We start from the raw sequence: 22,736 nt of genomic DNA on the forward strand, positions 1-22,736 counted from the left end.
ATTCAGTAAACAGGTTGCAAAGCCGCACTGCTCTTTTACCATTGCAACCTATTACCTCATTAATCAGGAAAGAGACATGTCGATTTTTACCCTTCCACCTCGCCAGCCTGCTGCATCGTCACGCCTGCCTTTGACCCTGATTTCGCTCGACGAATGGGCGCTGGTGAAGGTGCAGGGCAATGACAGCACGTCTTATCTGCAAGGTCAGCTGACGCTGGATGTTGCGGCGATGGGCGAGACGCAACATCGTCCTGCCGCGCACTGCGATGCCAAAGGAAAAATGTGGAGCAACATTCGTCTGTTCCATCGCACCGAAGGTTACGCGTACGTGGTGCGCCGCAACCTGCGTGAGCAGCAGCTTACCGAACTAAAGAAATACGCGGTGTTCGCCAAAGTCACCCTCGTTGCGGATGATGAAGCGGTGCTGCTGGGCGTTGCCGGTTTCCAGGCGCGCGCCGCGCTGGCGGGCGTGTTCAGCACGCTGCCGGATGCCGAAACGCCAGTGGTGCAGCAAGGTGACAGCACGCTGCTGTGGTTTGCCCAGCCAGCCGAACGTTTCCTGCTGGTGACCACGTCAGAACAGGCGAATGCGCTGAAAGAAAAACTGGCGGGCGAAGCGCAGTTCAACGACAGCTTGCAATGGCTGGCACTGGATATCGAAGCGGGCATTCCGGTGATTGAAAGCGCCACCAGCGCGCAGCTGATCCCACAAGCCACCAACCTGCAGGCGCTGGATGCGATCAGCTTCAAAAAAGGCTGCTACACCGGCCAGGAGATGGTGGCGCGGGCCAAATTCCGCGGCGCTAACAAACGCGCACTCTATTGGCTGGCGGGCAAAGCCAGCAAAGTGCCGGACGTTGGCGGTTCGATGGAGCTGCAGATGGGCGATAAATGGCGCCGCACCGGCACGGTATTGAGCGGTGTGCAGCTGGATGACGGCAGCGTTTGGGTGCAGGTGGTGATGAACAACGATTTGGAGCCGGAAAGCGTACTGCGCGTGGAAGGCGATGAAAGTGGCAAGTTGACCATTCAACCACTGCCGTATTCATTGGCAGAATAATTGCGCACCAAGCCCGCAGGGTCGCCATTCATGGCGACCTGAATCGAACTTACATCACATAAAAATAAATCGCGCAGAAGTGCAGCACGCTGCCGCCGAGCACAAAACCATGCCAGATGGCGTGACTGTAAGGAATGCGGCGTGAGACGTAGAAAATCACCCCCAGCGAATAAACAATCCCACCGGCAGCCAGCAGCCAAATCCCGCCCGGCGACAGTTTGATCGCCAGCTGATAAATCACCACCAGCGACAGCCAACCCATACCAAGATAAGTCACCAGCGACAGCGCTTCAAAGCGATGAGCAAAGGCGATTTTGAACAGGATACCGGCCAGCGCCAGACTCCAAATCACCACCATCAAACCTTGTGCCAGCGGCGAATTGAGCCCCACCAACAAGAACGGCGTATAAGTGCCGGCAATCAACAGATAGATGGCGCAGTGGTCAAATTTCTTTAGCCAGTATTTGGCTTTTTGATGGGGAATGGCGTGATACAGCGTTGAGGCGAGATAGAGCAAAATGATGCTGCTGCCGTACAGGCTGTAACTGGTGATCGCGGTGATGTTAGCTTGGGATTCAACGGCTTGTGTCAGCATTAACACCAGCCCGATAATACCGAAAATGCAGCCGATTCCGTGGCTGATACTATTGGCAATCTCTTCTGCCAACGAGTAGCCCTGGGCAATAACTGGGGTTTGTACCATGAAGTGATTCCTGAACAACGGAAAAAGCAAGTGTGCTATTTCTGAGCAACCAGAGTAACCGGGATAATTTTCAGAGTACACATGTACGCTAAATTAAATCTGTGAGTGGGTGTGACAGGTGAGAGATTGATTAAGTCGGTCGCCATGAATGGCGACCCTACGGGGATTTGGAGGGTTTTATACGTAAAGGATCATCGTTTTTGGGTTTTGTAGGGTCGGTATTTATGCCGGCCTGATTAATTATCGCCCGCCAGCCGCATCAATAAAGGTGCCCGTCACATACGACGCGGCATCGCTCGCCAGCCAGACAATCGCTGCAGCAATCTCTTCGGCCTGACCGCCGCGTCCCATTGGCAACATGCTTGCCAGCCGATCGACTCGGTCCGGCTCGCCGCCATCGGCGTGCATGTCGGTATAAATAAGGCCAGGGCGCACGCTGTTGACGCGAATACCCTGCGCCGCCACTTCCAGCGACAAACCTTTGGTCAGCGTATCCATCGCCCCTTTCGAGGCGGCGTAATCCACATATTCACCTGGCGCACCCAGACGGGATGCGGCGGATGACACGTTGACGATGGCACCACCTTTGCCGCCATGATGCGTACCCATGCGTTTCACCGCCTCACGACAACAGATGAACGTGCCGGTAACGTTAGTGGCGAACACGCGTTGAATACGTTCGGCATCCAGATCTTCCACCCGGCATTGGGTAAACAAAATACCGGCATTATTCACCAGCACTCGCAGCACGCCCGCTTGCTGATCCAACTCGGCAAACATACGCATAACCTGTGTTTCATCGGCGATATCGGCCTGCAATGTAAACGCACTGCCGCCCTGCGCTTCAATCTCTGCCACCACGCTTGCCGCTTCGGCTTGACGCTGGCGATAGTTGATCGCCACGCGATAACCCGCCTGCGCCAACAATAACGCGGTTGCGCGGCCAATCCCACGACTACCACCGGTAATCAAAGCCAGATCCATTTTTGCCTCCAAAAAAAAGGGCCGAACAGTCGGCCCTTTCATAAATACTTCCCGTAACTTTAGCCTAAATATATTCGCTCATTGGTACACACGAACAGAAGACATTGCGGTCGCCAAATACATCATCCAGACGTTTCACCGTCGGCCAGTATTTGTTAGCGCTGCCGGCCGGGAACACCGCCAGTTCGCGGGTGTACGGATGCGTCCAGTCGCCGACGATTTCTGTCTGGGTGTGCGGTGCGTTTACCAGCGGGTTATCTTCCAGCGGCCATTCGCCATCGGCAACGCGATCGATTTCCATGCGGATGGCCAGCATCGCATCGATAAAGCGATCCAGCTCGATTTTGCTTTCTGATTCCGTTGGTTCAACCATCAGCGTTCCCGCCACCGGGAATGACATGGTTGGTGCGTGGAAACCGTAATCGATCAGACGTTTAGCAATATCCAGCTCGCTGATGCCGGTCTGCTCTTTCAGCGGACGAATGTCGAGAATACATTCGTGCGCCACGCGGCCATCGCGGCCCGCATACAGAATCGGATAAGCAGATTGCAGACGGCTGGCGATATAGTTGGCGTTCAGAATCGCCACCGAACTGGCTTGTTTCAGACCTTCTGCGCCCATCATGCGGATATACATCCAGCTGATTGGCAGAATCGATGCACTACCGAACGGAGCAGCAGAAACCGCGCCCTGCTGCGTCAGCACGCCATCAATTTGCACTACGCTGTGACCCGGCACGAACGGCGCCAGATGCGCTTTCACACCGATTGGGCCCATGCCTGGACCGCCACCGCCGTGCGGAATGCAGAAGGTTTTGTGCAGGTTAAGGTGCGATACGTCCGCGCCGATGTAACCCGGCGTGGTGATACCAACCTGCGCATTCATGTTGGCGCCGTCGAGATACACCTGGCCGCCGTGCTGATGCACGATCTGGCACACTTCGCGGATGGTTTCTTCGTAAACGCCGTGCGTTGACGGATAGGTCACCATGATGCACGACAGCTGCTCACCGACCTGTGCGGCTTTCTCACGCAGATCGCCAAGGTCGATGTTGCCTTGTTTATCGCAAGCCACCACCACCACCGACATGCCCGCCATCTGCGCCGATGCCGGATTGGTGCCGTGCGCCGAGCTTGGGATCAGGCAGACATTACGGCCACCTTCGTTGCGGCTTTCGTGGTAACGGCGAATCGCCAGCAGACCCGCGTATTCGCCCTGTGCGCCCGAGTTGGGCTGCATGCACAGCGCATCGTAGCCGGTCAGCTGCACCAGCCATTGCGACAGCTGGCCAATCATCTGCAAATAACCCGACGCCTGCTCAGCCGGGCAGAACGGATGCAGTTCGGCGAATTCCGGCCAGGTGATCGGGATCATCTCCGCCGCAGCGTTGAGTTTCATGGTGCACGAACCGAGTGGGATCATCGCCTGGTTCAGTGCCAGATCCTTTTTCTCCAGGCTGTGCATGTAACGCATCATCTCAGTTTCGCTGTGATGACGGTTGAACACCGGATGGGTCAGGAAGGCGCTCTCACGCACCTGACCGGCCGGAATCGCGCTGTTTTCCGCAGCAACAGCGGCATCCAGCGCATCAATGTCCTGGCCGTGAGCATCACCCAGCAGGATCGCGAACAGCGCCAGCACATCTTCACGTGCGGTGGTTTCATCCAGCGTAATGCCGACGGCATTGTGGATATCGCTGCGCAGGTTGACGCCAAAGCTCTGCGCGCGGTTTAGTACCGCCGCTTTATCAGATATTTCTACTGTCAGCGTATCAAACCAGCTGTTGTGGCGCAGCTTCAGGCCGCCGTTTTGCAGGCCTGCGGCCAGAATGCTGGTCAGACGGTGAATACGGGATGCAATGCGTTTCAGGCCAACCGGACCGTGATGCACCGCATAGAGACCGGCGATATTTGCCAGCAGCACCTGCGATGTACAGATGTTGGAGTTGGCTTTCTCACGACGGATATGTTGCTCGCGGGTTTGCATCGCCATGCGCAGCGCGGTGTTACCGGCGGCATCGCGTGATACACCAATGATACGGCCAGGCATCGAGCGTTTATGCTCGTCGCGGCTGGCGAAGAACGCGGCGTGTGGTCCGCCGTAACCCATCGGCACGCCGAAACGCTGGGCAGAACCGAAGACGATATCTGCGCCCTGCTTGCCTGGCGCTTCTAACTGCACCAGCGCCATGAAGTCTGCGGCTACGCTCACCACCACTTTGCGGCTTTTCAGCTCGGCAATCAGTGTGCGGTAATCGTGCACTTCACCGTGCGTACCAACCTGTTGCAGCAACACGCCGAACAGATCGTCGTGATCCAGCACCTTGTCAGCACTATCAATAATCAGTTCAAAACCAAAGGTTTCTGCGCGGGTGCGCACCACATCCAGCGTCTGTGGATGAATGTCATTGGCGATGAAGAATTTGCTGGCGGTTTTCAGTTTGCTGACGCGCTTGGCCATCGCCATCGCTTCGGCTGCAGCGGTCGCTTCATCCAGCAGTGACGCGGAAGCGATATCCAGACCGGTCAGATCCAGCGTCAGGGTTTGGAAGTTGAGCAGCGCCTCAAGACGGCCCTGCGATACTTCTGGCTGATACGGCGTATACGCGGTGTACCAGCCTGGGTTTTCCAGCATGTTACGCAGGATAACCGGCGGTGTGATCACCGCGCTGTAGCCCATGCCGATCCAGGATTTGTAGCGTTGGTTCTGACTGGCAATGGCTTTCAGCTCTGCCAGCGCTTGCTGCTCGGTCGCGGCGTCGCCCACTGCAGGCGGGCCTGGCAGTTGGATATCAGCAGGCACGATAGAACTGATCAATGAGGAGAGCGAACTGGCACCGATCGCTTTCAGCATTAAGTCCTGTTGTTCCGGCGTAGGACCGATGTGGCGCTCAATGAAAGCACCGTTGTGTTCAAGCTGGCTGAGAGTCTGGGTCATTTGCAGTAAATCCTGAATCGGGCTGGGTTACAAAAATGGCGTTAAATCAGGCAGATAAAAAAGAAGGTGGCGCAGCGCGTCACCTTCTAAAACTACCGGTTACTCGTCGATCGCGGCTTTGTAGGCATCAGCATCCAGCATAGCGTCGAGCTCTGACGCGTCGCTGGCTTTGATGCGGAACAGCCAACCATCAGCGTATGGCGCGCTGTTCACCAGCTCTGGCGAATCGCCCAGTTGGTCATTCACCGCAACAATTTCACCGCTCAGTGGCGCATAGATGTCTGAAGCCGCTTTCACCGACTCCGCAACGGCGCAGTCATCACCGGCCGCGAAGGTGGCACCAACATCTGGCAGATCGACAAACACCATATCGCCCAGCAATTCCTGTGCGTGTTCGGTGATACCAACAGTAAAGGTGCCGTCGGCTTCTTTACGGACCCACTCGTGGCTATCGCGGTATTTCAATTCACTTGGCACATTGCTCATTGGCCATTTCTCCTGAAAAAAATTACTGGGCGACCGGCTTACCGGCGCGAACAAAAATCGGTTTGGTGACGTTTACTGGCATTTCACGGTTGCGGATTTCCACTATCGCCTGCTCACCAATCCCGGCTGGCACACGCGCCAGCGCGATGCTGTAACCCAGGGTTGGTGAGAAGGAACCACTGGTAATAATACCTTGCTGCGGCTGACCTTGTTGATCGGTGAAACGTACCGTTAAGCCGTTGCGCAGCACGCCTTTTTCGGTCATCACCAGGCCAACCAGCTTCTCGGTGCCGTGCTCGCGCTGCGCCTGCAGGGCATCACGACCAATGAAATCGCGATCGGCAGGTTCCCAGCTGATGGTCCAGCCCATATTGGCGGCGAGCGGCGAAACGCCTTCATCCATCTCCTGACCGTACAGGTTCATGCCCGCTTCCAGACGCAGCGTGTCACGCGCACCAAGTCCTGCCGGTTTAACGCCTGCGGCCAACAGCTGCTGCCAGAAAGCGGCGGCCTCATTCGCAGGCATGGCAATCTCATAACCCGCTTCGCCGGTATAACCGGTAGTGGCGATAAACAGCTTTTCTGCCTGCACGCCAAAGAAGGGTTTCATGCCGTCAACGGCATCACGCTGAGCAGCGCTAAATAGCGTTTGTGCTTTCTGCTGCGCATTTGGGCCTTGCACCGCAATCAGCGCCAGATCGTCACGCTCGGTCAGCTCCACGCCAAAAGGCTGCGCATGCTGTTTAATCCACGCTAAATCTTTCTCACGCGTGGCGGAGTTCACCACCAGACGGAAGAAATCTTCGCTCATAAAGTAAACAATCAAATCATCAATGACGCCAGCGGAGGCATTCAACATGCCGGTATACAGGGCTTTGCCCGGTTGGGTCAGCTTGGCGACATCGTTCGCCAGCAGATAACGCAGGAATTCGCGGGTATGTGCGCCGCGCAGATCGACAATGGTCATGTGGGAAACATCAAACATGCCGGCATCGTTACGCACCGCGTGATGCTCATCCATTTGCGAGCCGTAATGCAGCGGCATCATCCAACCGTGGAAGTCCACCATGCGCGCACCGCTTGCCTGATGCTGTTCGAATAGAGGCGTTTGCTGAGTCATAACCATCCTGTGAATACAAGTGAGTGTGACGCGCCTGCGTCGCCTTCGCAGGCTGACGCAAACGTTCTCTTTATGCTGAAGTTATCACCTAATGCGGCAATTAACCATGAGGAAAACGAGGGCGAAACACTACCACCTTTCGATGAGCCACCGAACAGCCACCAGCATAAATCACTGCATTATTGTAATTAGCCTCGCACAAAATACGACTAAATTACTTTCACGCAGCAAATTGAGGGAATAGACGCCGCAGGTTTAAGAAATGGTCCGGCATGTGAAAAGTTATTGCATGAATTAATCTAATGCGAATTAAGGGGTAAAATTAGAATAAATCAAATGAGGCGCGATTGCGGTGCAGCGCTGCATCATTGCGGTGCAGCAAAGAAAACGGCGCCTATTTAGGCGCCGTTGGCAGAGATGATTAGCGTATCCAGCTGGGTAGATCGTTAAGCCCCATCGCCTGTTTTAGCATCAGCGGTTTGACGCCCGGCAAAGTATCGGCGAGCTTGAGGCCAACATCACGCAGCAGCTTTTTCGCCGGATGGGTACCGGCAAACAATTCGCGGAAGCCTTGCATCCCCGCCAGCATCATCGCCGCGCTGTGCTTGCGGCTGCGCTCATAGCGACGCAGATAGAGATGCTGACCAATGTCTTTGCCTTCCTGATGCAGGCGGCGAATTTCACCAATTAATTCGGCTGCATCCATAAAACCAAGATTCACGCCCTGCCCGGCCAGCGGATGGATAGTGTGGGCGGCATCGCCGACCAGCGCTAAACGGTGCGCGGCAAAGTTACGCGCATAACGTGCCGTCAGCGGGAAAGTTTTACGTTCGCTCTCGACCTGACACAAGCCAAGACGCATATCAAACGCCACCGACAGTTGCTGATTAAATAGCGCTTCCGGCATCGATTGCACGCGCGCCGCTTCCTGCGGCGAGAGCGACCAGACGATTGAGCATAAGTGCGGATCCTGCATCGGCAGAAACGCCAGAATACCGTCGCCATGGAACACCTGACGCGCAATGGCGTCATGCGGCATATCGGTGCGGATATTTGCCACCAGCGCGTGATGCTCGTAATCCCAGAAGGTCAGCGGAATATCCGCTTTGTCACGCAGCCACGAATTCGCGCCGTCGGCAGCAACCAGCAAACGGGCGCTCATCATGCTGCCATCTTGCAGCGTAATAAAGGCTTCGTTGTCGCCAAATGCCACTTGCTGCAACTGCGCCGGGGCAAACAGCGTGATATCGCTGCTCTGACTGGCACGCTGCCACAACGCACTATGAATCACTTCATTTTCAATGATATGACCGAGATGCGATAAGCCCTGCTGCTCATCATCAAAGCTGATCGAACCGAAGCTGTCCTGATCCCACACTTCCATGCCGTGATAGGCACTGGCACGCAGCGCCAAAATGCTCGACCAGACATCGAGCTTTTGCAGCAGACGTTCGCTGGCAGCGTTGATGGCGGAGACGCGAATCGACGCCTTGGCCGCCGGATCAAACTGTGGCTCGGGTGCTTTTTCCAGCACGGCAACGCGTAAGCCGCTGCCTTGTAGTCCGCAGGCGACGGCCAAACCCACCATGCCGCCTCCGGCAATTGCCACATCAAAAGTTTGCATTGCTGCCCCTTAATTCGTGCTTAACGCTTAACCCAGCCGAGCGTGCGCGCGGCAAGTGGATTTCGTAGCCAAGGCAGATGGTCCATTGCCACCAGCCCAAGATTTCGTCCTGCTACCAACGGCGCATAGCGGTTAGCAAACAGTCGGACTAAACCGTCAGTGACGCCAATAGTGGCGGCACGATCGGGCTGACGTCGCGCGGCAAAATGCTGCAATACCGCGAAACTGCCGGGATCTTGCTGCTGACGATGTGCGCCCGCCAGCGTTTCTGCCAGTGACATCACATCGCGCAAACCCAGATTGAAGCCTTGTCCGGCAATCGGATGCAGCGTTTGTGCCGCGTTGCCCACCAGCGCCAGACGATGCGTCACCTGACGTTCAGCGGTTTGCAACGCCAGCGGATAATGTTCGCGTTGACCGGAGTGCGTGAAACGCCCCAACCGCCAGCCAAATGCGCGCTGCAGTTCTTGCAGGAAGGTGGCATCGTCCCACTGCTTAACCGTTGCTTGCGCCTCAAGCGGATGGCACCACACCAGCGACATGCGGTTGCCGGACATCGGCAACAGCGCCAGCGGGCCGTGTTCGGTAAAGCGCTCAAAGGCGCGGCCCTGATGCGGTAACTGCGTCGACACGTTGGCAATCACCGCCAGCTGCTGATAATCGTCGCGCTGCCAGGTGATGCCGCAGGACGCGCCTAAAGGTGAACGCGCACCGTCGGCGGCCACCAGTAATGCGCCTTCCAGTTGTTCGCCGCTGTTCAGCGTGACCTGCACGTTATCTGCGGTGCGTGATACCGAAGTTACGCGATCCGGGCAGCGCAGCGTGACGCCAGGCGCTTTCTGCAGGCGTTGAAACAGTCGCTGGCCGACATCAAACAGTTCGACCACCTGGCCGAGCGCCGGAACCTGATGATCTTGCGCTTTAAGCGAAACAAAACCGGTATGACCGCGATCGGAAACGTGAATATCGGTAATTGGCGTGGCGCAATCGGCCAGCGAGCGCCACAGATCGATATCCGCTAACTGCTGACAGGTGCCTGCCGCCAGCGCAATCGCACGTCCGTCGAAGCCGGGATGTGCGCGGCTGTCGGGCTGGCTGCGTTCAATCAGCGTAACCGGCAGTTGGCCTTGCGTCAGATGTGAAATCGCCAGCGCAAGGGTCGCGCCGGTCATGCCGCCGCCGGCAATCAAAATGCTCATGCGTGACGTGCCGCCGCCATCAGAGCTTCAATCGCGTCGGCGTCTTTCACTACGCTGTCGGTGAGATTTTCGTTGCCGTCAGCGGTGATGACGATGTCATCTTCGATGCGAATGCCAATACCGCGATATTGTGCCGGCACTTTGGCATCTGGCGCGATATACAAGCCTGGCTCAACGGTCAGCACCATGCCCGGCTCAAGTAAGCGGTCGCGGCTTGGCGTGCCGTAATGGCCGACATCGTGCACATCCAGCCCCAGCCAGTGGCCCAAACCGTGCATGAAGAACGGACGATGCGCCTGCTCTTCAAACAGCGTATCGATGTTGCCATCCAGAATGCCGAGATCGACCAGCCCGGTGATCATGATGCGCACCACTTCGTCATTGACGTCATGGATGCTGATGCCCGGACGGAACATCGACAGCGCTTTGTAGAGCGAGGCCAGCACGATGTCGTAGATGGCGCGCTGCGGTTCACTGAAGGTGCCGTTGACCGGGAAGGTGCGGGTGATATCGCCCGCGTAGCCGTGGAATTCACAGCCTGCATCGATCAGCACTAAGTCGCCATCGCGCATTTCACATTCGTTTTCGGTGTAATGCAGAATGCAGCCATTTTCGCCGGAACCGACAATGGTGTTGTACGAGGGGAAGCGCGCGCCGTGGCGATTGAATTCGTGATGAATTTCGCCTTCCAGCTGATATTCGAACATGCCCGGACGACAGGCTTGCATCGCTCGCGTGTGCGCCAGCGCGCTGATTTTGCCGGCGCGGCGCAGAATCTCAATCTCTTCTGCGCTTTTGAACAGGCGCATTTCATGCACCCACGGACGCCAGTCGGTAAGCGTATCCGGCGCGCTGAGGTTTTGACGGAAGCCGCGACGCAGTTTTTCCAGCGCGCTGAACACCAACTGATCGGCTTCTGCGTATTCGCCTTGCGCGTGGTAAACCACATCCAGCCCGTTAAGCAGTTGATGCAGCTGCTCGCCAATGTCATCCCACGGCAAGGCGCGATCGACACCCAGTTTTGCCGGTGCGGCATCCTGACCAAGGCGGCGACCAAACCAGATTTCGGCCGTCAGGTCACGCACGCGATTGAACAGCACGCTGTGATTGTGCTTGTCATCGCTTTTGATCAATACCAGCAGCGCCTGCGGTTCGTTAAAACCGGTGAAGTACCAGAAGTCACTGTTTTGCCGAAAGTTGTATTCGGTGTCGTTGCTGCGCGTCACTTCAGGTGCAGCAAAAATCAATGCCGCGCTGCCTGGCGCCATGCGGGCAATCAACGCCTGACGACGTTGTTGAAACGTATCCAAGGTAATCATGTTTGCACTCCCTGTTGAAGACGGGCCACAACGCACCCGCATTGACGCGCTTAGTGTAACGTAGGTTTCTGTACTTCTGGTGCGGTTGGCTGATGCTGACGCGTGAAGGTGTCATGGCACAGCAGAGCGGCAACGCGCACGTATTCAATCACCTCTTCAAGCGACTGCTCCAGCTCTTCCTGATCTTCATCTTCGTCATAGCCGAGCTGTGCAATAGTGCGCAGATCGTCAATCGCTTCGCCGGTTTCACCGGTCACTTTCTCCAGCTTAGGCTGAGTGACGCCCAAACCGAGCAGGAAGTGGTTGACCCAACCGGCCAGCGCATCCGCGCGATCGAATACCGTGATGTCATCATCTTCCGGCAACATCAGCTGGAACATAAAGCCTTCATCTTCCAGCGTGGTCGCCAGGCTTTCATGCAGCGCTTGCAACGGCTGAGACAGACTCTGCGAAAACGCCATGCCTTCGTTGGTGAGATCGTGAACCATGGTTTTCCAGCTGGTATCCTGATTGCCGCCGCACAGAATCCCGGAAAGAAGACCATGCATTTCGGCTGGCGTCATGCCCACGCCCTGCTGTGAAAGGGCCGCGGCCAGCGCGTTGTAACTAGGCGTTGCGTTCTGTAAAGACATAAGCTTTGGTCGTCGTTGGCGGAATAAGTTCGTGTTATGCTACCACCAGGTGCCTCTGGGTTTCCAGAAAAGGGGTTGTAACTTATAACTCGGGTATATATAGTTTCGCACCTCCCAACCCATTGACCGGTAAGGGAGATGCGATCGAAGTAATCAGTTAGGATGGTGGCATGTCTGCACAACCAGTAGATATTCAAATTTTTGGTCGTTCGTTAAGAGTGAATTGCCCGCCTGAACAGCAAGATGCGCTGAATCTGGCCGCAGAGGATCTCAATCAACGGTTGCAAGATTTAAAAGTTCGCACTAGAGTCACCAATACAGAGCAGCTGGTGTTCATCGCCGCGTTAAACATCTGCCACGAGTTGGCACAAGAGAAAGGTAAGACGCGCGACTATGCAGCAAACATGGAACAACGTATCCGCATGCTGCAACAGACCATTGAACAAGCGTTAGTAGAGCAAGGTCGCATAACTGACCGCCAGGGCCCTAATTTTGAATAACACTTCATGGTCCTCGTGCTAGAGTGACGGTGAAGTAAATTTTCTCTGAGATGTTTGCAAGCGGGCCAGTCCCCTGAGCCGATATTTCATACCAACAGAATGTGACGCTCCACAATTTGTGCGCATGCTCGGTCCGTCCGAGAAGCCTAATAGTTGTGACGGCATGTTCACCTTGAACCAAGGGTTCAAGGGTTACAGCCTGCGGCGGCATCTCGGAGATCTCCATTTAGTAGCAAGTCTGATTCCCCGGTTCGCATGATATAATCGCTTTTAAGAAGCGATTATTCCGGGGATTTAGATATCATGTCAGCGCCCTCACTTATCGACCGTCAAGACATCCGACAGCATGTGCGCCATTTGCGCCGTAATCTCACATCTGAACAGCAAGAACAGGCCGCCGATCAGTTGGCTGAACACGCCATCAACATTGCGCCGATCGCTAATGCTCAACGCATTGCGCTGTTTTTGTCTGTCGATGGAGAGATCAATACCCGCCCGCTGATCGCCAAACTGTGGCAGCAAAAAAAACAGGTCTATTTACCGGTGCTTCATCCCTTCTCGCCGGGCAATCTGCTGTTTATCCGTTACACGCCAGAAACTTCACTCATGCCAAATAAACTTCGCATCCCGGAACCGCCGTTGGATATCACACAACTGGCAACGCTGGATCAACTCGATGTGATGCTGGTGCCGCTGGTGGCGTTTGACCATGCGGGTCAACGTTTGGGAATGGGCGGCGGATTTTACGATCGCACGCTGCAACACTGGCAGCAGCATGGTTTTCTTCCGGTGGGAATCGCACATGATTGCCAGCGCGTAGAAGCGCTGCCAGTCGCTGCATGGGATGTGCCGCTACCCGCGATACTGACGCCATCGAAACTGTGGCAATGGGAAGCGTAAACAGGGAAAACAAAGGGCGCCGATGGCGCCCTGATTAATCAGTACAGCAGACGGGCGCGGATGGTGCCTGGAATCGCCTTCATCGCCTGCAGCGCTTTATCCGCTACATCTTTTTCCGCATCGATATCAATCACCACATAACCCATCACCGGCGTAGTTTGCAGATACTGAGCCGCGATGTTGATACCCTGCTCGGCAAAGATCAGGTTGATGGCCGTCAATACGCCTGGACGGTTTTCGTGGATGTGCAACAAACGGCTCGCGCTCGCTGCATGCATTGGCAGCGAGACTTCCGGGAAGTTAACCGCAGACAGCGTAGAACCGTTATCCGAATACTTCGCCAGCTTGCCAGCCACTTCGATACCGATATTTTCCTGCGCTTCCTGTGTTGAACCACCAATGTGCGGCGTCAGAATCACGTTATCAAACTCGCACAACGGTGAGTTGAACGGGTCGCTGTTGGTGGCAGGTTCAACCGGGAACACGTCGATGGCGGCACCGGACAGATGTTTGTTCGCCAGTGCATCGCACAGCGCCGGAATATCAATCACGGTACCACGTGCAGCGTTGATCAGCAGCGCGCCTGGCTTCATCAGCGCCAACTCTTCGGCACCAATCATGTTCTGGGTCGACTGGGTTTCAGGAACGTGCAGGCTCACCACGTCGCTCATGTTGAGCAGATCGGAGAGATGACGCACCTGCGTCGCATTACCCAGCGGCAGCTTGCTTTCGATATCGTAAAAGAACACGTGCATACCGAGGCTTTCTGCCAGCACACCCAGTTGCATGCCGATGTGGCCGTAGCCGATGATACCCAGTTTTTTGCCGCGTGCTTCGAACGAACCGTTGGCGACTTTATTCCAGATGCCACGGTGCGCTTTGGCGTTAGCTTCCGGAATGCCACGCAGCATCAGCAACATTTCGCCAATCACCAACTCAGCCACTGAACGGGTGTTGGAGAACGGTGCGTTGAACACCGGCACGCCGCGTTTCGCCGCAGCACCGAGATCAACCTGGTTGGTACCGATACAGAAACAGCCGACTGCCACCAGCTTTTCTGCGGCAGCGAAGATCTCTTCGGTCAGTTGGGTACGGGAACGGATACCAATGAAGTGCGCATCGCGGATGGAGGATTTCAGCGACTCCGCATCCAGCGCCCCTTTGTGAAACTCGATGTTGGTGTAGCCTGCTGCACGCAGGTTTTCCAGCGCACTCTGGTGAACGCCTTCCACCAGCAGGAACTTAATCTTGTCTTTTTCCAGTGATACCTTTGCCATTTCCCGACCCTATTCAGAATTCAATGAGGACTACCATAAGGTAGCCTTCTGTCAAAATATCAAAAATTTCGTGCGCAGCAATACAAACGATTGCCTGGGAGCCAGCACGCGCCCACGCGGAGACAGCACAATGCCGTACAAAATCGTGACATCCTGAGTGGACGAAGTACGAACTCACTGCTGATGAATCTTTTGTGACATAAGTCACCAAATTTCAGCCTGGCGAGAAAAGATGTTTTGCGGATGGAAATAACCGGCGCATGACGCGCGCCGGACAGATCATTTTACGATGGTTTTCACGCCGTCGGCGGTGCCAATCAGCGCGACATCGGCGCCACGTCCTGCAAACAGGCCAACGGTCACCACGCCAGGCAGCGCGTTGATGGTTTTTTCCAGTTCGATGGGGTCGAGAATTCGCAGATTATGCACGTCGAGAATAATGTTGCCGTTGTCGGTAATGACGTTCTGGCGATACTCCGGCAAGCCGCCGAGTTTAACCAGTTCACGCGCCACATAAGAACGCGCCATCGGAATCACTTCAACCGGCAGCGGGAAATTGCCCAGCACATCGACTTCTTTCGATGCATCGGCAATGCAGATGAATTTCTTCGCCACCGCCGCAACGATTTTCTCTCGCGTCAGCGCTGCGCCACCGCCTTTGATCATCTGCATCTGCGGATTGATTTCATCGGCGCCATCGACGTAAACCGACAGCTCATCAATTTCGTTGAGATCGAAGACGTGAATACCTAACGCTTTCAGTTTCTCTGTCGAGGCTTCCGAGCTGGAAACCGCACCTTCAATCTGATTCTTCATGGTGCCGAGTGCATCAATGAAATGCGCTGCCGTTGATCCGGTCCCTACGCCGACAATGGTGCCGGGCTCTACGTACTGAAGGGCTGCCCAACCTACCGCTTTTTTCAGTTCATCCTGGGTCATAGTATGTTTAAAACCTGTGCGACATCGAAGTGCGCGTAGTATAAAACAAGGCGCTGTGAAAAAGCGCGACTGTTAGACAGCCGATTTAACGCTTTGGAAGCCAGCCCGCAAAAATGCGCCGCAGCACAATTTGACAGTTTTATGGCATAGTAACGTCCACCCTGAACGAGAGAGAACAATAATGAAACGCCCGGATTATCGAACGCTTCAGGCGCTGGATGCTGTGATTCGCGAGCGCGGCTTTGAGCGTGCGGCACAAAAACTCTGCATTACCCAATCTGCGGTTTCACAGCGAATTAAACAGCTGGAAAATTTATTTGGTCAGCCGCTGCTGGTGCGCACCGTGCCGCCGCGTCCGACCGAGCAGGGACAAAAATTACTGGCGTTGTTACATCAGGTTGAACTGCTGGAAGAGGAGTGGCTGGGTGATGACAACGGTGGAACCACGCCGCTGTTGCTGTCGCTGGCGGTCAACGCCGACAGTCTGGCAACCTGGCTGCTGCCCGCGCTGAAAGATGTACTGGCCGATTCGCCGGTGCGCCTGAATTTGCAGGTAGAAGATGAAACCCGCACGCAGGAACGTCTGCGTCGTGGTGAAGTGGTCGGCGCGGTGAGTATTCAGCCGCAGCCGCTGCCCAGCTGCTTAGTGGATCAATTGGGCGCGCTCGATTATCTGTTCTGCGCCTCGCCTGATTTTGCTGCACGTTACTTCCCAAATGGCGTGACGCGCTCTGCGCTACTGAAAGCGCCGGCGGTGGCGTTTGATCATCTGGATGATATGCATCAGGCGTTTTTACAGCAGAATTTTGACCTGTCGCCGGGCAGCGTGCCCTGCCATATCGTTAACTCGTCAGAAGCCTTTGTGCAGCTGGCGCGTCAGGGTTCGGTGTGCTGTATGATTCCGCATCTGCAGATTGAGCGCGAGCTGGCGCAAGGTGAGCTGGTGGATTTGACGCCAGGCCTGTATCAGCGTCGTATGCTGTACTGGCACCGGTTTGCGCCGGAAAGCCGCTTGATGCGCAGCGTCACCGATGCGCTGATTGCGCACGGACATCGCGTGCTGCGTCAGGATGTGTTGCCGGCGTAAAGATCAGGTCGCCATTAATGGCGACCTGATATACAAACTTACGGTGTATTCGGTTTGATTTCGAACACCACATCCACCTGATCGTCAAAGTGAATGCTCTGCTGCTCGTAAGTTTGCTGCGCGGTGGTATCAGCGGGTGCAGCGGCGGCTTTGTACATGCGCGCCATCGGCATCGGCTGGTAGTTCGCAACGTGATAGCGGATGCTGTAAACCGAACCTAACTTAGCGTTAAACCCTTCTGCCAGCGCATTGGCCTGCTGCGTAGCATTTGCGATCGCCACTTTACGCGCTTTCTCTTTATAGCTGTCCGGATTCGCGACACCCAGTTCAACGGAACGAATTTCATTCAGGCCAGATTTCAACGCGCCATCCAGCAGCTCGTTCAGCTTGTCCAGTTGACGCAGCGTCACCTGCACCTGACGCTCGGCACGATAGCCTTTCAGTACCGACTTACCTTCTTTGGTGTAATCATACTCTGGCTGCGTGCTGAGGTTTGCAGCATCAATATCTTTTTTCTCGATGCCGTTCTTTTGCAGGAAATCGAAATATTGCGCCACGCGGTCATCAGCTTGTTTCTTCGCTTCTGCCGCGTCTTTCGACGAAACATTCACCACAATAGCGAGCGTCGCGAGATCTGGCGTGGCATCAACGCTTGCCTGTCCAGACGTCACCACATGCGGTCCATTCGGCAATTCGCCTGCCTGAACTAAACCGGACAGTGCGCCGGTGCTCATTACGGCGGCCAGCGCCAGTGCTTTCAGTTTCACGAAAGTCCTCCTTGAGGGATTCAATTTGCAGGTTGCCATTATGGCTAAACCTAAAACACATTAACATGTGTGCTTATCTGATTAGTAAACAGCTCAAAAGTTCGAGCAATCTCCTTTTTAACGTAGCCGCGATCGCAAATTCAGCTGTACGGATTCGCCTATTAAGCACTTATTCGTTTCTATTAAAGAAACACTTCTGGGTTCGGGAGAGTTGCCAATGACAGAACAGCCGCTTAGCCAAACAGCCGTCAGCGTTCGCGCTGGACGCACGCGCTTTCTGATGCTCGCTCTGGTGTTTATTAATATCATTATCAATTACATGGATCGTACTAACCTGTCGGTTGCCGCTACCGCAATGGCGGGCGAACTGCGCTTCACGCCGATGGAGATGGGATTGATCTTCTCTGCTTTCGGCTGGATCTACGCCGCACTGCAGATCCCCGGCGGCTTCCTCATCGACCGCCTTGGCACGCGCGTGGTCTATGGCGTCGGTTTATTTGCCTGGTCATTGATTACCGCGCTGCATGCGCTTGCCAACAGCTTTGGCGCACTGTTTGGTCTGCGGCTCGGCGTGGGAGCGTTTGAAGCGCCGGTGATGCCCTCCAATAATCGGGTAATTTCCAGCTGGTTCCCGGAGCAAGAGCGCGCCAGTGCGATCGGTATTTACTCCTCAGCGCAGTTTGTCGGCCTCGCCTGTATGACGCCGCTGCTGTTTCATCTGCAGGATGCATTTGGCTGGCGCGGGCTGTTTTTGATTACCGGAGTCGCGGGGATGATTTGGGCGCTGGTGTGGTATTGGCTCTACCGCGAGCCAAATCAGCATCAAGGCGTGTCCGAAGCTGAGCTCAACTATTTGCGCGACAACGGTGCGCTGCTGGAGAGTCGGCAGAATACGCAACAACCCAAAGCGCGCTGGAGTGATTTGGCGCAGATGTTCCGCAGTCGCAAATTGGTCGGCATCTATCTCGGCCAGTTCACCATCTCTGCCACCTTCTGGTTCTTCCTCACCTGGTTCCCGACCTATCTGGTTGAGTATCGCCACATGGGCTTCATCAAAAGCGGATATGTGGCTTCGGTGCCCTATTTCGCCGCCTTCTGCGGCGTGCTGCTGGCCGGATTTGCCTCGGATCGCATGATACGCCGCGGCATTTCTGCCAGCGTGGCGCGCAAGCTGCCGGTAATCCTGGGTCTATTCCTGACGCTGTTTATTCTTGGTGCCAACTACACCGATGATTCCACGCTGATCATCCTGTTTATGTCGCTGGCATTTTTCGGCAACGGACTGGCAACCATTACGTGGGTGTTTGTCACGGCGCTGGCACCGCGCCATTTGATTGGTCTGGCGGGCGGCGTATTTAACTTTACCGGCGCGCTCTCCTCCATCGTGGTGCCGATTGCTATTGGTGCGTTAATCGACGGCGATAACTTCGCGCCAGCACTGGCGTTTATCGCCGTGCTGGCCGCGATTGGCATCTGCAGTTATCTGTTTATTGTCGGGAAAATCGATCATGTTAGCGCGGGGTGATGACGGTTTGCGCCAGCGATTGCAGCTGTTGCAGCCGCTGCGCGAGATGCGCCTCATCGTCCTGCCAGATTTTGGCAAACGCCAGTGCAGCGCGATTGTTATCGATCGGCTGCGCCATGCTGATTTCGCCGTCATCACGGTGCCAGATCAGGTAACTCTCAGCACGCTTACGCGCCAGCAGCGGCGCAATTTGCAACCACTGTTCGTCGTTAAAACGCGGGCGCAGCGCCTCATCGCTCTCCGCGGCCAGCAACGACACGCCAATCACCGATTGCCACGCGGGCAGCATGCGGAAACCCGCCAGCGCCTGGCTGGTGTTGATGCGTTCACCGGGTTCCGAGTGCCAGATATAGATCACCTGATCTTCCCACAGCACGCCCAGCGCCACCACAATATCGCGCGGCGCATGCCGTTCCAGCTGCGGCAACGCCTGTGCAAACAGCGAAGATCCGCGAATTGCCTGTGCCGCCAGCGCGTGAATACCGGGGCCGGGCAAATAGCGTCGATGCTCATCCTGCGTGGTCAGTCCAATCGAGGCCATGGTCATCAGCAGGCGATTCACGCGCGTGCTGTTCATCCCCATCTGGCGCGCCAGTTCACGGCAACCCACGGCTTTATCACTGGACACCAGATATTGCAGGCAGCGAATACCGTCAATCAAGCTTTGGTTGGGTTGAGAAGACATAGATCACCTGCGGCGGGAAAAATCCAATCTTAGCCTTAGAGTCAGAGGAATGAAATGATGCAGACTTTCTCTACGCAAAATGTGCGCGACTTTCCGCAACAACGGCTACAAGCGGAGTTGCTGATCGTCGGCGGTGGACTGGCGGGCGTATGTGCCGCACTCGCCGCCGCACGCGATGGCCTTGATGTGGTGCTGATTCAGGATCGTCCGGTACTGGGCGGCAACGCCTCCAGCGAAGTGCGCTTGTGGGCCAACGGCGCCACTTCGCACATGGGCAATAACAATCGCTGGGCGCGCGAAGGCGGCATCATGGGCGAGATCATGGAGGAGAACCTGTGGCGTAACAAAGAGGGCAATCCGGTACTGTTCGATATGGTGCTGCTGGACATGGCGCAGGCACAGCCCGGCCTGACTTTGCTGCTCAATACGGTTGTTACTGAGATCGAAAAGTCGGGCCGCCGCTTGCAGTCAGTGCAGGCATTCAATGCCATCAATCAAACGCGTTATCAGGTTTCGGCGTCACAATTTATCGATGCCAGCGGCGATGGCGTGTTGGGCTATCTGGCCGGTGCGGCGCATCGTGTAGGTGCCGAATCCGTGGAGGAGTTCGGCGAGAAAATGGCGCCAGGTGAGAATTTTGGCCACAAGCTCGGGCATTCCATTTATTTCTACACCAAGCGTACAGCGCAACCAGTACGCTTCGTTGCGCCCTCTTTCGCACTGAAAGAGATTACCGCCATCCCGCGCTATAAACGCCTGAGTTCAGAACTGAACGGCTGCGATTTATGGTGGCTGGAATGGGGCGGACGGCTTGATACCGTGCATGAGAGCGAAACCATCAAGTGGGAGCTGTGGAAAATTGTCTGGGGCGTGTGGGATTACATCAAAAACTCCGGCGAATTCCCCGATGCCGATAACCTCACCATCGAATGGGTTGGCCTGATTCCCGGCAAGCGCGAGAGTCGGCGTTTTCTCGGCGATACCCTGCTTTGCCAGCAGGACATCATCGAACAGCGCGACCACTACGACGCGGTGGCGTATGGCGGCTGGTCGATTGATCTGCATCCGGCCGACGGCGTCTACAGCGAACACGATGGCTGTCGTCAGTTCCACAGCAAAGGCACTTACACCATCCCCTTCCGCGCGCTCTACAGCCAGTCGCTGGACAATCTGTTGTTAACTGGCCGACTAATCTCCGCAACGCACGTCGCCTTTGGCAGCGCTCGCGTTATGTGCACCTGCGGCGTGCTGGGCGAAGTGGTGGGTCGCGCGGCAGCGCTGTGCCAGCAAATGCAGATCACGCCCGCCGAACTGGCGCAGCCAGACCGCGTTGGTCAGCTGCAGCAGCATCTGCTGCGTCAGGGCGCGTTTTTTTCCACGACATCCGTTGGCAAACCCCGCGCGTGATGCGCATGTCACGGTGAGCAGTACCTTACAGCTGCGCGCCCTGCCCGCTGATGCCGGTTGGCAGCCGCTAAAATCCCGCTGTGCATTACTGCTGCCACTTAAAGCGGGTGAACGCTTGCCGACGATTAGCGTGCAGTTACGCGCCGCATATGCGCAGAAATTACAGGTGTCGCTGCTCTCCAGCGCTAATCCGGCCAATATCTGCGGCGATTGCCATCTGGCCACGCAAAGCATCACGGTTACTGAGCAAGGCACGTATCGACTGAGCTTTGATTATCGTGCCGATTGCGATCGCTATGTGTTTATCACCTTTGAGGAGAACGCCGCGATTGAAGTTGCGCTGACCAGCCAGCGTTTGCCGGGCGTGATGATGGTCTTCAATAGTTTGAATCCGCGCGTGGCGAAGCGTACCCGGCAGATTAACGATGGCGATTACGGCGTTGATGAGTTTGATTTCTGGCTGCCGCGCCGTGCCCCGCAGCAAATCCTGCTGGCCTTTGCGCTGGACATGCCGCTGCAACTCTGGCACCGCGACTACCTGCTCAACGGCAAGCTACGCCCGGAACAGCACACCAATTGCTGGGTGCCCGCGCAGGATGATACGCATCCCTACGCGTGCTGGCACTGGAACGAACCGCAACGGGCAAAACAGATTACCTTGCTGTTCGACAACGACTTCGATCATGCGATGGAAACGGTGCAAATGGGGCACGCACAGGCGGTGACGCCGCACTGCACCACGCATTATCGGGTATGGCTGGATGAGATGCTCTTGGCGGAGGTGACGGAAAATCATCACTCGCTGTGTCATCACGCGGTGCCAAAAGGCGTGAGTTTTAGCCAGATTCGGCTGGAGTTGCTCGCCAGCGCGGGCGCGCTACCCGCACTGTACGGATTACATCTGCATTAGAGAGCGGCAATGCCCTGACGCGCCAGCTGAATGGCGATAAACCACATCACGCCGCCGACCAGCAGATTGATAATGCGCTGCGCCCGCACGGTGCGCAGCCGCGGCGACAGCCACGCTGCCAGTAGCGCCAGGCCGAAGAACCAGATGATTGAGGCGCTCACGGTGCCAAATGCAAACCAGCGACGCGCATCTTCAGAGGGAAGCTGGCTACCGAGGCTGCCGAGCACCACAAAGGTGTCGAGATAGACATGCGGATTGAGCCAGGTGACTGCCAGGATGGTGGCGATAATGCGCCAGCGCCCTTGTTTCAGCTCTGCGTCAGAAGCCAATGAAACATCGCCCTTCCACGCACTGCGCAGCGCGCCCCAGCCGTACCACAGCAGAAATGCCACGCCCGCCCAGGTGATCAGCATCAATAAGATCGGCGATTGATTCAACAACGCGCTGCCGCCAAAAATCCCACCGCAGATCAGCGCAATGTCGCTAATGGTACACAGCGATGCGGTCATCAGAGGGTAGTGGCGTTTGATGCCCTGATTCATCACGAAAGCATTTTGCGGCCCTAACGGCAGAATCAGCGCAGCACCAAGAGCAAGCCCTTGTAAATAAACAGATAACACGGAAACAATCCTAAAAAATGGGGAGATGCGATGCAGTATAGTGACGCGAGGATA

General features: G+C 55.9%; 19 protein-coding genes, 1 other RNA gene and 1 pseudogene. 7 read left to right on the forward strand and 14 right to left on the reverse strand.

Translation table 11 applies throughout. The annotated features are described in order from the left end of the window. The first annotated feature begins 76 nt into the window (after positions 1-76). A complete protein-coding gene (gene ygfZ / locus NQH49_RS15550; protein ID WP_256697295.1) occupies positions 77-1,060 on the forward strand; it encodes a tRNA-modifying protein YgfZ in 984 nt (327 codons plus the stop codon). Between the two features lie 49 nt (positions 1,061-1,109). Here ygfZ and trhA read toward each other — a convergent pair whose 3' ends face one another. The 9 genes from trhA to NQH49_RS15595 all read right to left on the reverse strand — a co-directional run bounded on the left by trhA (position 1,110) and on the right by NQH49_RS15595 (position 12,065). Then, the gene (trhA, locus tag NQH49_RS15555) at positions 1,110-1,763 is read right to left on the reverse strand and encodes a PAQR family membrane homeostasis protein TrhA (protein ID WP_256697296.1); all 654 of its coding nucleotides are present in this window, start codon (positions 1,761-1,763) and stop codon (positions 1,110-1,112) included. A 240-nt stretch (positions 1,764-2,003) separates the two neighbouring features. Next, a complete protein-coding gene (locus NQH49_RS15560; protein ID WP_256697297.1) occupies positions 2,004-2,747 on the reverse strand; it encodes an SDR family oxidoreductase in 744 nt (247 codons plus the stop codon). A gap of 64 nt (positions 2,748-2,811) precedes the next feature. Next, the gene (gcvP, locus tag NQH49_RS15565; protein WP_256697298.1) at positions 2,812-5,685 is read right to left on the reverse strand and encodes an aminomethyl-transferring glycine dehydrogenase; all 2,874 of its coding nucleotides are present in this window, start codon (positions 5,683-5,685) and stop codon (positions 2,812-2,814) included. Positions 5,686-5,784: 99 nt separating this feature from the next. Then, complete coding sequence (gcvH, locus tag NQH49_RS15570; protein ID WP_008108250.1) at positions 5,785-6,171, reverse strand: glycine cleavage system protein GcvH; 387 nt, start codon at positions 6,169-6,171, stop codon at positions 5,785-5,787. Between the two features lie 22 nt (positions 6,172-6,193). Further along, positions 6,194-7,291: a glycine cleavage system aminomethyltransferase GcvT gene (gcvT, locus tag NQH49_RS15575; protein WP_256697299.1), complete on the reverse strand. Its 1,098-nt coding sequence runs from the start codon at positions 7,289-7,291 to the stop codon at positions 6,194-6,196. Positions 7,292-7,712: 421 nt separating this feature from the next. After that, positions 7,713-8,915, reverse strand: a complete 1,203-nt coding sequence (gene ubiI / locus NQH49_RS15580; protein ID WP_256697300.1) for an FAD-dependent 2-octaprenylphenol hydroxylase — start codon at positions 8,913-8,915, stop codon at positions 7,713-7,715. 20 nt (positions 8,916-8,935) lie between these two features. After that, positions 8,936-10,114 carry a 2-octaprenyl-6-methoxyphenyl hydroxylase gene (gene ubiH / locus NQH49_RS15585; protein WP_256697301.1) on the reverse strand — a complete coding sequence of 393 codons (1,179 nt, stop codon included), beginning with the start codon at positions 10,112-10,114 and terminating at the stop codon, positions 8,936-8,938. After that, complete coding sequence (gene pepP / locus NQH49_RS15590) at positions 10,111-11,433, reverse strand: Xaa-Pro aminopeptidase (protein WP_256697302.1); 1,323 nt, start codon at positions 11,431-11,433, stop codon at positions 10,111-10,113. Before pepP ends, ubiH begins: the two co-directional genes overlap by 4 nt. A gap of 50 nt (positions 11,434-11,483) precedes the next feature. Continuing rightward, on the reverse strand, positions 11,484-12,065 hold the full coding sequence (locus NQH49_RS15595) for a YecA/YgfB family protein (RefSeq protein WP_008108255.1): 582 nt from the start codon (positions 12,063-12,065) through the stop codon (positions 11,484-11,486). Positions 12,066-12,235: 170 nt separating this feature from the next. On the opposite strand from NQH49_RS15595, the gene zapA reads away from it, so the two are divergent. The 3 genes from zapA (at position 12,236) to NQH49_RS15610 (ending at position 13,465) form a co-directional block, all read left to right on the forward strand. Next, on the forward strand, positions 12,236-12,565 hold the full coding sequence (gene zapA / locus NQH49_RS15600) for a cell division protein ZapA (protein ID WP_007890288.1): 330 nt from the start codon (positions 12,236-12,238) through the stop codon (positions 12,563-12,565). 39 nt (positions 12,566-12,604) lie between these two features. After that, a non-coding RNA gene (ssrS, locus tag NQH49_RS15605) (6S RNA) lies at positions 12,605-12,788 on the forward strand. An 80-nt stretch (positions 12,789-12,868) separates the two neighbouring features. Continuing rightward, a complete protein-coding gene (locus tag NQH49_RS15610) occupies positions 12,869-13,465 on the forward strand; it encodes a 5-formyltetrahydrofolate cyclo-ligase (protein WP_256697304.1) in 597 nt (198 codons plus the stop codon). 38 nt (positions 13,466-13,503) lie between these two features. Here NQH49_RS15610 and serA read toward each other — a convergent pair whose 3' ends face one another. Next, positions 13,504-14,742 carry a phosphoglycerate dehydrogenase gene (gene serA, locus NQH49_RS15615; RefSeq protein ID WP_008108257.1) on the reverse strand — a complete coding sequence of 413 codons (1,239 nt, stop codon included), beginning with the start codon at positions 14,740-14,742 and terminating at the stop codon, positions 13,504-13,506. 279 nt (positions 14,743-15,021) lie between these two features. Beyond that, positions 15,022-15,681 (reverse strand): ribose-5-phosphate isomerase RpiA, encoded by a 660-nt coding sequence (gene rpiA / locus NQH49_RS15620; protein ID WP_008108258.1) that lies wholly within the window; start codon positions 15,679-15,681, stop codon positions 15,022-15,024. A gap of 181 nt (positions 15,682-15,862) precedes the next feature. On the opposite strand from rpiA, the gene NQH49_RS15625 reads away from it, so the two are divergent. Beyond that, positions 15,863-16,768, forward strand: a complete 906-nt coding sequence (locus tag NQH49_RS15625) for a LysR family transcriptional regulator ArgP (RefSeq protein WP_007890292.1) — start codon at positions 15,863-15,865, stop codon at positions 16,766-16,768. 38 nt (positions 16,769-16,806) lie between these two features. Here the strand turns inward: NQH49_RS15625 and NQH49_RS15630 are convergent, their stop codons facing one another. Next, positions 16,807-17,535 (reverse strand): oxidative stress defense protein, encoded by a 729-nt coding sequence (locus tag NQH49_RS15630; protein ID WP_061719855.1) that lies wholly within the window; start codon positions 17,533-17,535, stop codon positions 16,807-16,809. A 217-nt stretch (positions 17,536-17,752) separates the two neighbouring features. Between NQH49_RS15630 and NQH49_RS15635 the strand changes: the two genes are divergently transcribed. After that, the gene (locus tag NQH49_RS15635) at positions 17,753-19,060 is read left to right on the forward strand and encodes an MFS transporter (RefSeq protein ID WP_256697306.1); all 1,308 of its coding nucleotides are present in this window, start codon (positions 17,753-17,755) and stop codon (positions 19,058-19,060) included. On the opposite strand, the gene NQH49_RS15640 is transcribed toward NQH49_RS15635, so the two are convergent. Beyond that, positions 19,047-19,745: an IclR family transcriptional regulator gene (locus NQH49_RS15640; protein WP_256697308.1), complete on the reverse strand. Its 699-nt coding sequence runs from the start codon at positions 19,743-19,745 to the stop codon at positions 19,047-19,049. The genes NQH49_RS15635 and NQH49_RS15640 overlap by 14 nt on opposite strands. Positions 19,746-19,802: 57 nt before the next feature. On the opposite strand from NQH49_RS15640, the pseudogene NQH49_RS15645 reads away from it, so the two are divergent. Continuing rightward, a pseudogene (locus NQH49_RS15645) lies at positions 19,803-22,062 on the forward strand (FAD-dependent oxidoreductase). On the opposite strand, the gene argO reads toward NQH49_RS15645, so the two are convergent. After that, positions 22,059-22,682, reverse strand: coding sequence for an arginine exporter ArgO (gene argO / locus NQH49_RS15650; RefSeq protein WP_256697310.1), 624 nt, complete (start codon positions 22,680-22,682; stop codon positions 22,059-22,061). The pseudogene NQH49_RS15645 and the gene argO overlap by 4 nt on opposite strands. Positions 22,683-22,736 lie beyond the last annotated feature (54 nt).

The sequence above is a fragment of the Pantoea trifolii genome, assembly GCF_024506435.1.
In the GTDB taxonomy this organism is placed as follows: Bacteria; Pseudomonadota; Gammaproteobacteria; order Enterobacterales; family Enterobacteriaceae; genus Pantoea; species Pantoea trifolii.